The sequence below is a fragment of the Kitasatospora sp. NBC_01250 genome, assembly GCF_036226465.1.
Classification (GTDB): domain Bacteria; phylum Actinomycetota; class Actinomycetes; order Streptomycetales; family Streptomycetaceae; genus Kitasatospora.
In genome coordinates, this window is sequence record NZ_CP108476.1 from 753924 (window position 1) to 767158 (window position 13235).

A 13235-nucleotide genomic window follows, 5' to 3' on the forward strand; every position below is an offset into this window, starting at 1 on the left:
CGGGTGAACCGACCTCCGGTCGCCGAGCGTCCTCCTCGTCGACGACAGTGGGCGGAGCGGTTCGGGGGGCGACCATGACGTGGCAGATCGGTGAGGTGATCGACGGCCGGTACGAGGTCGTCGCCGTGCACGAGTCCGGCGGGATGGGGCTGGTGCACCGGGTCCGGCACCTGCTCTGGGGATCGGACCTGGCGGTGAAGTCGCCCCGCCCCGAACTCCTGCGCTCCGCGCGGGACCGGGAGCAGTTCACCGCCGAGGCGCAGACCTGGGTGTCGCTGGGCCTGCACCCGCACGTGTGCGGCTGCCACTACGTGCGCGAGATCGACGGGGTCCCCCGGGTGTTCGCCGAGTACCTCGACGGCGGCAGCCTGCGCGAGCACATCCGCGACCGGCGCTTGTACCGGGGCACCCCGCAGCAGGCGCAGGCACGCATCCTGGACCTGGCGATCCAGCTCGCCCGGGGACTGCAGCACGCCCACGAGCAGGGCCTGGTGCACCAGGACGTGAAGCCGGCCAACGTGCTGCTCGACCGGCAGGGGACGGCGAAGATCACCGACTTCGGCCTGGCCCGGGCCCGGCCGCTCGCCCCGGACGGCTTCGGCAGCTCGGGCGGGCCCGGCGCCAGCCTGCCGGTGACCTCCGGCGGAATGACGCCGGCCTACGCCTCGCCGGAGCAGTTCGCGGGTGCTGGACTGGGCCGGCGCACCGACCTCTACAGCTTCGCCGTCTCGGTGCTGGAGATGTTCACCGGCGAGGTGAGCTGGTACGTCGGCCCCGTCGCGGGCGCGGCGCTGGAGCTGTACCGCAGCCGCCCGCGCCCCGAGGGGCTGCCGGCCATGCCCCCCGGTCTGGCCGACCTGCTGGCGCGCTGCCTGGACCACGAGCCGGCCCGGCGCCCGCGCTCCGCGGCCGAGGTGGCGGCCGAACTGGCCCTGGAATACGAGCGGGTGACGGGCGACCGGTACCCCCGGCCCGCCCCGGTCGCCGCCGACCTGCGCGCCGACGAGCTCAACAACCGGGCGCTGTCGCTGCTGGACCTCGGGCGGTCCGCCGAAGCCGAGCAGGCCTTCGCCGCCGCGCTGGCGGCCGACCCGCGCCACCTGAACGCCACCTACAACCGGGGCCTGTTCCGGTGGCGGCGCGGTGAGATCACCGACGACGACCTGCTCACCGACCTGGACGCGCTGCGGGCCGGCACCGGCGACCCCTGGCAGGCCCGGTACCTGCTCTGCCAGGTCCACATGGAGCGCGGCGATCGCGACGGCGCCCGTTCACTGCTCGACGGCATCGAGGCCGAGCGCCCCGGCGAGCCGGAGATCCGGGCGGCCCGCGAGGCGCTCCGCTCGGGTGAAGCACCGGACAACCGCGCCCTGGACGTGCGCACCGTCGGCTGGGATTCGCCCTCCACGCTCCGGCTGGAGATCCGGCTGACCCCCGACGACCGGTACGCGGTGACCGCGTACAGCGGCCCCGGCAGCCCGGGTGAGGCCGTCCGGCTCTGGGACCTGCGGACCGGCCGCATGCTGCGCAGCCTGGAGGGCCTCGGCTCGTGGGTGAACAGCCTCGACATCAGCGCGGACGGACGCTTCGCGGTCTCGGTCGGCCCCGACAACGACGTCCGGTTCTGGGACCTGACCACCGGCCAGTGCCTGCGGAGCTTCACGCCGCCGGGCACCCAGCGGTTCCACCACGTGCAATCGCTGCGGCTGGACCCCGGCGCGCGGACGGCGGCGGCGATCGTCGAAGGCCGGCTCTGCGTCTGGGAGTTCCCCAGCGGGAGACCCAGGTGGCAGCTCGGCCCGGCCCCGGACCACCGCTCCGGCGACTTCCGCCTGCTCGAACTGAGCGCGGACGGCGGCCTGGCGCTGGTCAGCAACCGTGAGCGCGGCACCACGCAGCTGTGGGACCTGCACCGCGGTCGCCTCCGGCTCGACCTGCCGGTCGAGGGCTACCCGACCGCGATCTGGCTGAGCCCGGACGGACGCACCGCCGCCACCGCCACCACCGGGCTGACGATCCAGCTGTGGGACCTGCGCGAGGGCCGGTGCGTCCGCACGGTCACCGCGCCTGTCGCCGCGGTCAGGTCACTGTCGCTCAGCGGCGAGGGGCGGTACGCGGTCACGGGCGGCGAGGACGGCACCGTTCGCCTGTGGGACCTCGCGCTCCACCGCTGCCTGCGGACCTTCCAGGGGCACGGGAAGCAGGTCGCGGCCGTCCACATCGCTGCCGACGCCCGCACGGCGCTGTCCGCGGGCGAGGACGACACGGCCCGCTGGTGGCAGCTGACCCCCGCCCTGCGCCACCGCGCCCCGATGCAGGTCAGCCGCCCGCGCCGGCACGCCGAACTGGACCGGCACGACGGCGAGGTGCGGGCCCTGCTGGCCCAGGCGCAGCAGGCGAGCGCCGAACGCCGCTACGGCGCCGCGCTCGACCTGCTCACCCGGGCCCGGATCGTCCCCGGCTTCGAACGGGCGCCGGCGGTGCTCGCCGCCTGGCGGGAGCTGGGCCGCGCCACGCCCCGTGTCGGTCTGCGGGGCGCCTGGCAGGTGCGCGTGCTCGCCGGGCAGAGCGCCCCGCACGTGTACTCGGTGGCAATCTCCGCGGACGGCGGGCTCGGGGTGTCCGGCAGCGGCGCCGGCCCGGTGCGGCTGTGGGACCTCACCGCCGGCACCCGTCTGCCGGATCTGCCCATGAGCCTGGTGAACGCCGTCGCCCTGAGCGCCGACGGCCGGCGGGCGATCGCCGGCGGCGGTGGCAGCTTCCAGGTCTGGGAGGTGGCCGGCGGTCGGCAGCTGAGCTGGACCGACACCTTCGGGCGTGACCCCAGGTCGAGCACCGGCGCGTCCGGCTCCCCGGCGTCGGTGAGCTACAGCGCCGACGGCCGGCTCGCCCTGGCCGTCAGCCGCGACCACGCGCTGCGCCTGTGGAACCTGGACAGCGGCCGTTGCCTGCGGGTGCTGACCGGGCACCCCGCACACCCGAGGTCGGTCCAGCTCAGCCCCGACGGAAAGCGGGCCGTCTGCGGCGGGAGCGGTGGCGAGATCCTGCTCTGGCGACGGACCGACGCCGAGCCGCTGCGCCTGACCCACCCGGTGGTCGGCCCGGTCGGCACGGTGGGCTCGGTCTGCCTGAGCGCCGACGGCCGGTACCTGCTCTCCAGCGGGCGGTACGGGGACCGCACGCTGCGCCTGTGGGACGCCGCCACCGGGGAGTTCCTGCGGGCGTTCGAGGAGCAGCCCGCCGAGTCGATGGTCGTCCGCCTCACCGCCGACGGCAGCTTCGCGGTCTCCGGCGGCCACGACAACGCCGTCCGGATCTGGGACACCCGCACCGGCCGCTGCCTGCAGGTCCTCGAAGGCCACGGCCGCGAGGTGTGGAGCCTGGCGCTGACCCCGGACGCGCGGTTCGTGCTGTCCGGCAGCGCCGATGGCACGATGCGTCTGTGGGAGCTCGACTGGGAACTCTCCGCCACCTCCTGACCCTGCGTCATCTCCACCGAACCAGCACCGAGGAGCCCCGTGATCCTGCACACCCGCACCACGCCCGCCGAGCGCCGCCGGGCGCTGCGTGAACGCCTGGCCACCGGGCGCCTGTTGGCGATGCCCGGTGCCATCAACCCGTTGTCGGCCCGGCTCATCCAGGACACCGGTTTCGAGGCCGCCTACCTCTCCGGCGCCGCCATGGCCGCCGATCTGGGCCTGCCCGACATCGGCCTGACCACCGCCACCGAGGTCGCCGCCCGTGCCCAGCAGACCACCCGGGCCACCGACCTGCCCGTCCTCATCGACGCCGACACCGGCTTCGGCGAGCCGATGAACGCCGCCCGCACCGTCCAACTCATGGAGGACGCCGGCCTGGCCGGGCTGCACCTGGAGGACCAGGTCAACCCCAAGCGCTGCGGCCACCTCGACGGCAAGGCGGTCGTCCCCCGCGAAGAGATGACCCGCCGCCTGCGCGCCGCCGTCGAGGCCCGCCGCGACCCCGACTTCCTGCTGATGGCCCGCACCGACGCCCGCGCGGTCGAGGGCCTGCCCGCCGCCATCGACCGCGCCAAGGCCTACGTCGACGCCGGCGCCGATGCCGTCTTCCCCGAAGCCCTCGCCGACGAGGCCGAGTTCGCCGCCTTCCGCAAAGCCGTCGACGTCCCGCTGCTCGCCAACATGACCGAGTTCGGCAAAGGCCCCCTGCTCGACGCCCGCACCCTGCAGGACCTCGGCTACGACATCGCCCTCTACCCGGTCACCCTGCTGCGCCTGGCCATGGGCGCCGTCGAGGACGGACTGCGCACCCTCGCCGCCGAAGGCACCCAGGCCTCCCTGCTGCCCCGCATGCAGACCCGATCCCGCCTCTACGACCTCCTCGGCTACCAGGAGTACACCGCGTTCGACACCTCCGTCTTCGACTTCACCCTCCCGCCCGGCACCTGACACACCGCGGCCGGCGCCCGGGCTCCCGCCAGGGCCGTCTCAGGCCGGGGCGAAGGTCCGGCGCAGGTGCGCGGCGAGGAGCTGCGGGGTGGCGGGGCCCAAGCGTGCGCCGAGGTAGCCGTCGGGACGGACGACGAACGCCTCGCCCGCGCGCGGGGCGTAGCCGGCCCGGAACGCACCGGCGCCGTCCGCCGCGCGCGGCAGGCGCAGTCCCGCGGGCCGGGTGTCGGGCGCGTGGATCACGTAGCTGTCCAGCAGGCCGTGCGCCGCCCGGTCGGCCGCGGCGGCGCAGGCGTGCAGGAGTTCGGCGGAGGTGTCGGGCCCGGCGTACAGCAGCAGGGTGTGGCACGGGCCGCGCAGCAGGTCGAAGAGGCGGTGCGGATAGGCCGCGAGGTCGCGCAGCAGGCCGGCGCAGTCGGGCGCGCGGTCGCCCGGGGCCGGTCCGCCGGGGTGCTGCGCGCCCGCGGCGGCGGGCTCGGTCAGCGGACTGTCGGGGTAGCCGACCAGGAGCTGGGCCTCGCGCAGCAGCAGCGTGGCGCGGTCCTGCGGGTCGGACTCGATGCCCGCCCGGGCGTGCCGCACCGTCCGCCCGACGACCTCCTCGCCCACCGGGTGGCGCTCGGCGTGGTAGCTGTCGAGCAGGTCCTCGGCCGCGATGCCGCGCACGTCCAGGGCCAGCTTCCACGCCAGGTTGACGGCGTCCTGCACCCCGGTGTTCATCCCCTGGGCGCCGGTGGGCGGGTGGATGTGGGCGGCGTCCCCCGCCACGAACAGGCGCCCGGCGCGGTAGCGGTCGACCAGCCGGTGGCTGATCCGGAAGGTCGAGGACCAGCGCAGCGCCGAGGCGGTGGTGGGCTGCGGGGCGAGCCGGTCGAGGACGGCCTGGATGTGCCGCAGCTCCGGTTCGCGACCGCGCTCCAGACCGTGCACCACGCCGTCCCCGTCGTTCCCCGGGCCGTGGGCCAGTTCCGGCGGAACCATCATCGACATCCGGTACCGGCGCTCGCCCGGGAGCGGGATGCACACCAGCAGGTCGTCCACGGCGCCGTCGCCGTCGTGGTGGACGGCGCGCACGGTGTATCCGGTGGGCAGGTCCCAGTCCACCTCGACGTCCCCGAGCATGTACTGCTCGGGGAAGGCGTCGCCCTCGAAGCTCAGTGCGGCGGCGCGCCGGACCAGGCTGTGGGCGCCGTCGCAGCCCACCACGTGGCGGGCCCGGAGCTGCTCGGTACCCTGCGCGGTGCTCAGCTCGGCCCGGACCAGGTCGGCCTCCTGCGCGAGGGCCCGCAGCTCGGTACCGCGCTCCACCATGGTGCCGAACCGCGCCAGGTGCCGGGTCAGCAGCCACTCGGTCGTGTACTGGGGCAGCGCGGCGAAGCCGTACGGGACCTCCGGCGGCAGCACGAGGTCCAGCCGCGGGCCCGGGTGCCCGTCGGCGAACTGCAGCTGGCCGCGCAGCGGCAGCGCCTCGTCCAGCGCCTCGCGGACCAGCCCCATCGCGTCCCACAGCTCCAGGGTGCGGGGCTGCACACCGACCGCCTTGGCGAACCGCTGTGGCGCGGCCAGCCTGTCGACGATCCGGCATTCGACGCCGTGCCGCCGTAACTCCGCGGCCATGGTCAGTCCGACCGGTCCGGCCCCCACGACCAGGACATCGACATCGGTCATGATCCGGTCTCCTCGGCTGGGTCGCACTGCGCGCCTGGCAGGGCGGGCGGCCGGAGGGAGCGGCCGGGGACCACCGCTCCTTCCAGCCTCCCGCGCCCACCGCCACTGCGCACGTCCTCGTGCCGACGCCGGCGGTGGACCGGGCAGGCCTCTCACCTCAGGGCCCGGTCAGCGCGGGTGCACCTCCAGGAAGGCGCGGACCGCGGACTCCAGGGCGCCCTCGATCCAGGCGGGCTTGAGGCTGGTGTGCTCGCCGGCGAAGTGGACCCGGCCCTCGACGGTGCGCGAGGCGGGGTGCAGCTCGTGCAGCTGGCCGGGGGTGAAGATGACGGCCTCGCCCAGCGCGTAGCGGGCCCGGGCCCACGACTGCGTGGCGCCGACCCCGGTGAACTCGGTGCGGACCTTGGGCCCGTAGAGCTTCTCCATGTCGTTGAGGGCGAACGCGTACCGCTCGCCGGGGGTGAGCGAGTCCCAGCGCATGGCGTCGTCGGACCAGGTGTAGGCCGCCAGCACGACCCCGCCGCGCGAACCGGCCGGGGAGTGCGAGGGGAAGTAGGTGAAGCGGCTCGCGCTGTCCGAGACGCAGCCGCCGCCGGTGGCGCCGGTCGGCCCCTCCTCCCAGAAGCGGGTCTTGAACTCCAGCAGCACCTTGGTCGCCGAGTCGTAGTGCAACTCGTTGACGGCGCGGCGCTTCTGGTACGACATCAGCGGCTCGACCGAGCAGAACCGCAGGGCGCTGAACGGGACGGTGACGATCGCGTAGTCGCCCTCGAAGGTCTCCGTCGGCGTGGTCGGCGCACCGTCGCAGGACTCCTCGGTGCCGCTCTCGGCGGTGGTCTCGATCCGCACCCCGGCCGCGGTCTGCACCAGCCGGGTCATCCGGCGCCCCAGCCGCAGCTCGTTGCGCAGCCCGCTCGCCAGCGCCTCGGTCAGCACGTCGGTGCCGCCCTCCAGCTCCCAGTAGCGGTTGGTGGGGCTGATCACGGCGTGGTCGATCAGGGTGGGGATCAGCGAGTAGTGCAGCCGCGAGGTCATGTTCTCCAGCGTGCCGACGGCCTGGATCGTGGCGAGGTCCAGGCCGGCCTGCTCGACCAGGTAGCGGTGCGTGGAGTAGCCGTCGTAGCGCTGGAAGACGCGGGCCCAGCCGTCGAGTTGGTCGCCGATCGGGCCGTCGGGCACGGTGACGTCCGCGAACGCCTTGGTGACCGCGTCGGTGGTGGTGCTGTCGAGGGCGGTGCCGAAGGTGGCGTTGACCCTGCGGGGCGACTGCGCGTAGGAGGCGCGCGAGGTCTGGGTGCCGTTGACGGCGATCCCGGTGCGCAGGGTGGCGGCCGGCGGGCGGAACGAGCCGTCGTCCTGGCCGTTGCTCCAGGTCTCGCCGGTGAACGAGCGGTACACCACCGGTGGCACCGCTCCGGTGGGCTCGGCGCCCGGCGCCACGTCGGTGTTGTAGAAGAGCCGGCGCTTGAGGCCGAGCTTGTCGGCCAGCGCCAGGACCAGGGGGTGGAAGTCGGGCAGCCGCATCGCTCCGGCCTCGGCATGCAGGTTCGGGTCGGCGAAGATCCCGCGGAAGGTCTTGACCCGGCCGCCCACCCGGCTGCCGTTCGCCTCGATGACCACCACCTCGTGCCCGGCCTGCTTGAGCAGGTGGGCGGCCGTCATACCGGCCACGCCCGCGCCCACGATCAGCACCTTCTTGCGCGGTGCGCGGGGCGGCAGCTTCTCGTCGATCAGGATCCGCAGGTAGGAGAGCTTGAGGTCCTCCTGTTCGTCGTCGCTGACCAACAGCATCTTCCGGGCCAGATCCCGGCTCTGCGCCTCGTCGGCGCCGCCCCCGCTGCCGGCACCCGGCACGGGGGCGGCCGGGGTGGCGGCGGGCGCGGCGGCCGGGGCGGCGGCGGCGACCGCGCGGTGGGCGAGACCGGTCACACCGGCCATCGCGGCGACACCGGCCGCCGAACCGACCAGGGCGCGCCGGGAGACCCCGGTGCGCTCGTCGGCGGGCAACTGCTGTCCGTTGAAAGGCTGATCCACAGGAACTCCTGAGTCGGGGACACCAACACCCGACGCAACTCATTCGGCGGATCAAGGACACGAGAAGTCGAAGCCGTTCACCCGGACGTGCACAACCGATGCCGCTGTGTTTCGGGTCGTCAGTCCTCGGGCAACGCCCGCGGCCCGGCCTTCAGCCCGTCCAACGTGAGGTCGAGAAGACGTTCGGCCTGCTCCCGCTGCCCGGGCCCGGCGGAGGTGAGGGCGATGCCGGCGAGGGCGGCGAACATGTCGGTCGCACCGATGTCGGACCGGATCGCACCGGCCGCGATGGCGGCGTCCATCAGCGCGGCGAGGGCGCTCTGGATCAGCTCGTGGCTGTCGGCATAGGGGTTGCCGCCCGAGGCGACGACGGCCCGCAGGGCCTCGGCCATGCCGAGCTTGGCGGTGGCGTAGTCGATGAAGCGACGGGTCCACACCCGCAGGGCCTGGGCCGGCGGCATCGCCGCGAGGAGCTCGGGGACGGCGTCGCACAGCCGGGCCACCTCGTTGCGGTAGGCCGCCTCGATCAGGGCCTCCCGGGTCGGGAAGTTGCGGTAGAGGGTGCCGGTGCCCACGCCCGCCTCCCTGGCGATGCGTTCGAAGTGGGCGTCGAGGCCCTCCTCGGTGAACACCCGCACCGCGGCGGCCAGGATCTTCTCCCGGTTGCGCTGCGCGTCGGCCCGCAGCGGGCGTCCCGCGCCCGGGGTCATCGGCACGTCTGGGGTCATCGGTGGCCCTCTCCTCTTCGCTCCATTGCTAAGTGGAGGCGCCGCCAGTTAGCCTGGATGAAGTGGCGGCGCCTCCACTTTCACTCTAGGGCACGGCCTGGCCTGCCCCCACCCCCTCTGCAAAGGCTGTCGAGCATGTCCGAAGCGCGAATCGAAGGTATCGAAGGCATCGAAGGCAAGGTCGTGGCGATCACCGGCGCCAGTAGCGGCATCGGCGAGGCGACCGCACTGCTGCTGGCCGGGCGCGGCGCGAAGATCGTGCTCGGGGCGCGCCGCCCGGAGCGGCTCGAAGCCCTGGCCGCCCGCATCGAGCAGGCCGGCGGAACCGTCGCCTGGGCCCGCACGGACGTGACGCGACGCGAGGACCTCGCCGCCCTCGTCGAGCTGGCGCGCGAGCGCTACGGCAGGCTCGACGTCCTGGTCGGCAATGCCGGGGTCGGGCTGATCTCCCGCCTGGACGACCTGCGGGTCGAGGACTGGGAGGAGATGGTCGACGTCAACCTCAAGGGGGTCCTGTACGGGATCGCCGCGGCCCTGCCGGTCTTCCGCGAGCAGGGCTTCGGGCACTTCGTCAACACCGTCTCCACGGCCGGCCTGCGCGTCGTGCCGCTGCAGTCCGTGTACGCCGCCACGAAGAACGCCGTGCGCACCCTCTCCGAGGGCCTGCGCCAGGAGGCCGGCGACAGCCTGCGGGTGACGGTCGTGTCGCCCGGCGCCGTCCGGACGGACTTCGCGGAGCGGATGGACCCGGCGGTCAAGCCCGGGATCGACGAGCTGATGAAGATCGCGCTCCCGCCGGAGGCCGTGGCTCGGGCCATCGCCTTCGCCATCGAGCAGCCGGACGGGGTCGACGTCGGTGACATCGTGGTCCGCCCGACCGCCCAGGGCTGAGGCTTCACGCGCAGAGCGCGGGCTCCCGGTCCTCGGCCTCCACCGACGCCTCGCCCTCCCGCACCGGCTCCACATCCTGGCGCGGCTCAACGTCCCGCACCGGCACCACGCCCTGCACCGGCTGCGTGTCCTGCACCGGCTCCGCCTCGCGGGCGCCGGTGCGGGTCGCGCCGGCGCCCGCGATCACCACCAGGACCACGCCGACGGCCGGCGCCGCGCCGGGCACCTGACCGAGCACCAGCAGGCCCATCACCAGCGCGATCGCCGGCTCCAGGCTCATCAGGGTGCCGAAGGCGCCGGCGGAGAGGCGGCGCAGCGCGAGGAATTCGAGCGTGTAGGGCACCACGGTGCTCAGCACGGCCAGCCCCAGCATGACGAGCAGCAGCGGCCAGGTCAGCCGGCCGAACCCCGAGGGGGCGGCGACCAGCGTGGCGACCACACCGGCCACCGGCAGCGAGACCGCCAGCCCCTTGAGCCCCGTGACCTGGTCACCGACGCGCTGGGTCAGCAGGATGTAGGCACCCCAGCAGGCTGCCGCGCCGAGTGCGAAACCGAGCCCTGCCGGGTCGATCCCGCCCTGCCACGGCTCGGTCAGCAGGACGACGCCGAAGCCGGCCAGCACCGCCCAGTGCTTGCGTCCGCCGGAGCGCAGCAGGGAGACCGCGAGCGGGCCGAGGAACTCCAGCGCGCTCGCGGTGCCCAGCGGGATGCGCGCGGCGGCGAGCATGAAGAGCACCACCATGCCGGCGGTGACCAGGCCCAGCAGCACGCTCGCCAGCAGGTCCCGGCGGGCGAAGTCGCGCGGGCGCGGGCGTATCAGCAGCAGGACCAGCAGCCCGGCCCAGGCCAGTCGCAGTCCGGCCGTGCCCAGGGCGCCGAGCTGCGCGAAGAGCGGCACCGACAGGGCCAGCCCGAGCTGGACCGAGGACATCGACCCCATGGCCATCAGGGCTCCGCCCTGGGCGGTGTGCAGGCGCGGGCGGGCGGCAAGGGGACGGGCGGCGGTTTCCAGCGGGCTCATGGGCATCAGTAGATGACGTGCGTACTGTTTCCGTCCACATGCCGATCATGGACAATCCGTTCGGGAATCATGAACAATGGCCGGATGGACACACGGCGACTGCAGATCCTGGCGGAGTTGTCCCGGCTGGGCTCGATGCGCGCGGTCGCGGATGTGCTCGGCATCACCACCTCGACGGTCTCCCAGCAGGTCGCCACCCTGTCCCGGGACATGGGCACCGCGCTGATCGAGCCCGCCGGACGGCTGGTCCGCCTCACGCCGGCGGGCCGGCGGCTGGCCGAGCACGCGGTGACGATCCTCGCCGCGGTGGAGAGCGCGCACCGTGACCTCGGCCCGGGCGCCGAGCCCAACGGCACGCTGCGGGTCGCCGGCTTCGCCACCGCGATCCGCGGCTACCTGCTGCCCGTCGTGGTCGACCTCGCCGCGACCAGTCCCCAGGTCCACCTGCTGATCCGCGAACACGAACCCGCCGAGTCGCTGGAGCTGCTGGCCACCGACCAGGTGGACCTCGCGCTCACCTACGACTACAACCTCGCCCCGGCCGCCGAGGACCCCACCGTCAGCGCGACCCCGCTGTGGACCGCCCGGTGGGGGCTCGGCGTGCCGGCCGACGCCGAGCCCGGTGCAGGGAGCACGACGCTGGACGTCTTCGCCCGTTTCCGGACCCACGACTGGATCGTCAACTCCCGCAACACGGCGGACGAGAAGGTCATCCGCACGCTCGCCTCGATGGCGGGGTTCCACCCCCGGGTCACCCACCAGGCCGACAGCCTCGACCTGGTGCAGGAGATGATCGTGGCGGGCCTGGGCGTGGCGCTGCTACCGGTGGACTTCCCGACCCTGCCCGGCGTGCGGCTCGTCCCGCTGGCCGCCCCCGACGTCGAGCTGCGGGCCTACGCGGTGGCCCGGCACGGCCGCCTCGACTGGCCGCCGCTCGCCCTGGTGACCGGCCTGCTCAGCGCCGCCGCGCACCGGGCCCGCGTCAACTGTGATTGACGATCACGGAGATGCCCCAGCCGATCGCCGCGAGCACCACGGCGAAGCACAGCCCGGCCAGGGCGTAGCCCACCGGCCCGGCGGCGGACCGCCCCGCCGCCGCCCCGCCGGACGGGGCCGGCGGGCTGAGCAGGCGCAGGCCGATCGCGAACAGCGCCGGCAGTCCGGCCCCGGTGAGCAGGCCGACCACGACGATCTTCCACAGCGCGTTCAGGTTGATCCAGGAGTTCACGAGGCCGCCTCGTCGGTGGTGGGCGCCGGGACGACCGTGCCGGTCCATGCGGCGTTGACATTCTCCGGCGTGACCGCCGGGTGGCGCGAGGCCACGAAGAAGGCGATCGAGGCGAGCACCAGCACGATGAAGATCACCACGACGCCTGCGGTACCGCCGATCCCGTGCGCGGCCCAGTAGGCCACGGCACCGACCAGCGCCGCCGCCGGCAGGGTCAGCAGCCAGGCCATGACCATCCGGCGCGCGATGTGCCAGCGCACCTCCGCGCCCTTCTTGCCGACCCCGGCGCCCAGGATCGAGCCGGTCGCCACGTGGGTGGTGGAGAGCGAGTAGCCGAAGTCGGTGGAGGCGAGGATCACCGCCGCCGAGGCCGACTCGCTGGCCAGCCCCTGCGCCGGCTCGATCTCCACCAGCCCCTTGCCCAGCGCCCGGATGACCCGCCAGCCGCCGATGTACGTCCCCAGGGCGATCGCCACCGCGCAGGAGGCGATCACCCAGTCCGGCGACTTCGCACCGCTGTGCAGCGTCCCGTTGGCGATCAGCGCCAGCGTGATGATGCCCATCGTCTTCTGCGCGTCGTTGGTGCCGTGGGCCAGCGACACCATCGAGGCCGAGCCGACCTGCCCGATCCGGAAGCCGTGCGCGCGCGGACGCTCGGCCACCTGCCGGGTCAGGCGGTAGACCAGCCAGGTGCCGAGGGCGGCGATCGCGCCCGCGATGAAGGGCGACAGCGCGGCGGGCACGATCACCTTGGAGACCACGCCCTGCCACTTGACGGCCGACCCGCCCGCCGCCGCCATGGTCGCCCCGATGACGCCACCGATCAGCGCGTGCGAGGAACTGGACGGGATCCCGAGGAACCAGGTGGCCAGGTTCCACAGGATGGCGCCGGTCAGGCCCGCGAAGACCACCGTCAGCGTCACGACGTGACTGTTGACCAGGCCGCTGGCGATGGTCGCCGCCACCTCGGTCGACAGGAACGCCCCCGCCAGGTTCAGCACCGCCGAGACGGCGACCGCCACGCGCGGCGGCAGCGCGCCGGTGACGATCGAGGTCGCCATGGCGTTGCCGGTGTCATGGAATCCATTGGTGAAATCGAACCCCAGCGCGGTGAGAACCACCAGCGCCAGGACCGCATCGTTGCCGGTCACGCGGTCGAACCTAGCCTCTCGGCCCACGATGCCACCGGCCGCCGCGACCCGGCGCGCCGGACGGGCCGGGACCGCCATCCGATCGGA

Annotated in this window: 10 protein-coding genes; 4 read left to right on the plus strand and 6 right to left on the minus strand. The window is 74.0% G+C overall.

Features of this window, described 5'->3' with window-relative positions; translation table 11 throughout:
* Nucleotides 1–74: 74 nt before the first annotated feature.
* Both OG500_RS03605 and prpB read left to right on the plus strand, forming a co-directional pair.
* Complete coding sequence (locus tag OG500_RS03605; RefSeq protein ID WP_327064891.1) at nucleotides 75–3479, plus strand: WD40 repeat domain-containing serine/threonine protein kinase; 3405 nt, start codon at nucleotides 75–77, stop codon at nucleotides 3477–3479.
* A 42-nt stretch (nucleotides 3480–3521) separates the two neighbouring features.
* Nucleotides 3522–4427, plus strand: coding sequence for a methylisocitrate lyase (gene prpB / locus OG500_RS03610; protein WP_327071433.1), 906 nt, complete (start codon nucleotides 3522–3524; stop codon nucleotides 4425–4427).
* Between the two features lie 39 nt (nucleotides 4428–4466).
* Here prpB and OG500_RS03615 read toward each other — a convergent pair whose 3' ends face one another.
* The 3 genes from OG500_RS03615 to OG500_RS03625 form a co-directional block, all read right to left on the minus strand.
* A complete protein-coding gene (locus tag OG500_RS03615) occupies nucleotides 4467–6095 on the minus strand; it encodes an FAD-dependent monooxygenase (protein ID WP_327064892.1) in 1629 nt (542 codons plus the stop codon).
* 168 nt (nucleotides 6096–6263) lie between these two features.
* A complete protein-coding gene (locus tag OG500_RS03620; protein WP_442789306.1) occupies nucleotides 6264–8033 on the minus strand; it encodes a flavin monoamine oxidase family protein in 1770 nt (589 codons plus the stop codon).
* Between the two features lie 215 nt (nucleotides 8034–8248).
* Nucleotides 8249–8839, minus strand: a complete 591-nt coding sequence (locus OG500_RS03625; protein WP_327071434.1) for a TetR/AcrR family transcriptional regulator — start codon at nucleotides 8837–8839, stop codon at nucleotides 8249–8251.
* A 177-nt stretch (nucleotides 8840–9016) separates the two neighbouring features.
* Between OG500_RS03625 and OG500_RS03630 the strand changes: the two genes are divergently transcribed.
* The gene (locus OG500_RS03630) at nucleotides 9017–9748 is read left to right on the plus strand and encodes an SDR family oxidoreductase (RefSeq protein ID WP_327071435.1); all 732 of its coding nucleotides are present in this window, start codon (nucleotides 9017–9019) and stop codon (nucleotides 9746–9748) included.
* 4 nt (nucleotides 9749–9752) lie between these two features.
* On the opposite strand, the gene OG500_RS03635 is transcribed toward OG500_RS03630, so the two are convergent.
* Nucleotides 9753–10769 (minus strand): EamA family transporter, encoded by a 1017-nt coding sequence (locus OG500_RS03635; protein WP_327064894.1) that lies wholly within the window; start codon nucleotides 10767–10769, stop codon nucleotides 9753–9755.
* Between the two features lie 84 nt (nucleotides 10770–10853).
* On the opposite strand from OG500_RS03635, the gene OG500_RS03640 reads away from it, so the two are divergent.
* Entirely contained in the window at nucleotides 10854–11765 is a 912-nt protein-coding gene (locus tag OG500_RS03640; RefSeq protein WP_327064895.1) for a LysR family transcriptional regulator, read from the plus strand.
* Here OG500_RS03640 and OG500_RS03645 read toward each other — a convergent pair.
* Nucleotides 11752–11997: a hypothetical protein gene (locus tag OG500_RS03645; RefSeq protein ID WP_327064896.1), complete on the minus strand. Its 246-nt coding sequence runs from the start codon at nucleotides 11995–11997 to the stop codon at nucleotides 11752–11754. The two genes, OG500_RS03640 and OG500_RS03645, sit on opposite strands and share 14 nt — an antisense overlap.
* Nucleotides 11994–13148: an inorganic phosphate transporter gene (locus OG500_RS03650; protein ID WP_327064897.1), complete on the minus strand. Its 1155-nt coding sequence runs from the start codon at nucleotides 13146–13148 to the stop codon at nucleotides 11994–11996. Before OG500_RS03650 ends, OG500_RS03645 begins: the two co-directional genes overlap by 4 nt.
* Nucleotides 13149–13235: the final 87 nt, after the last annotated feature.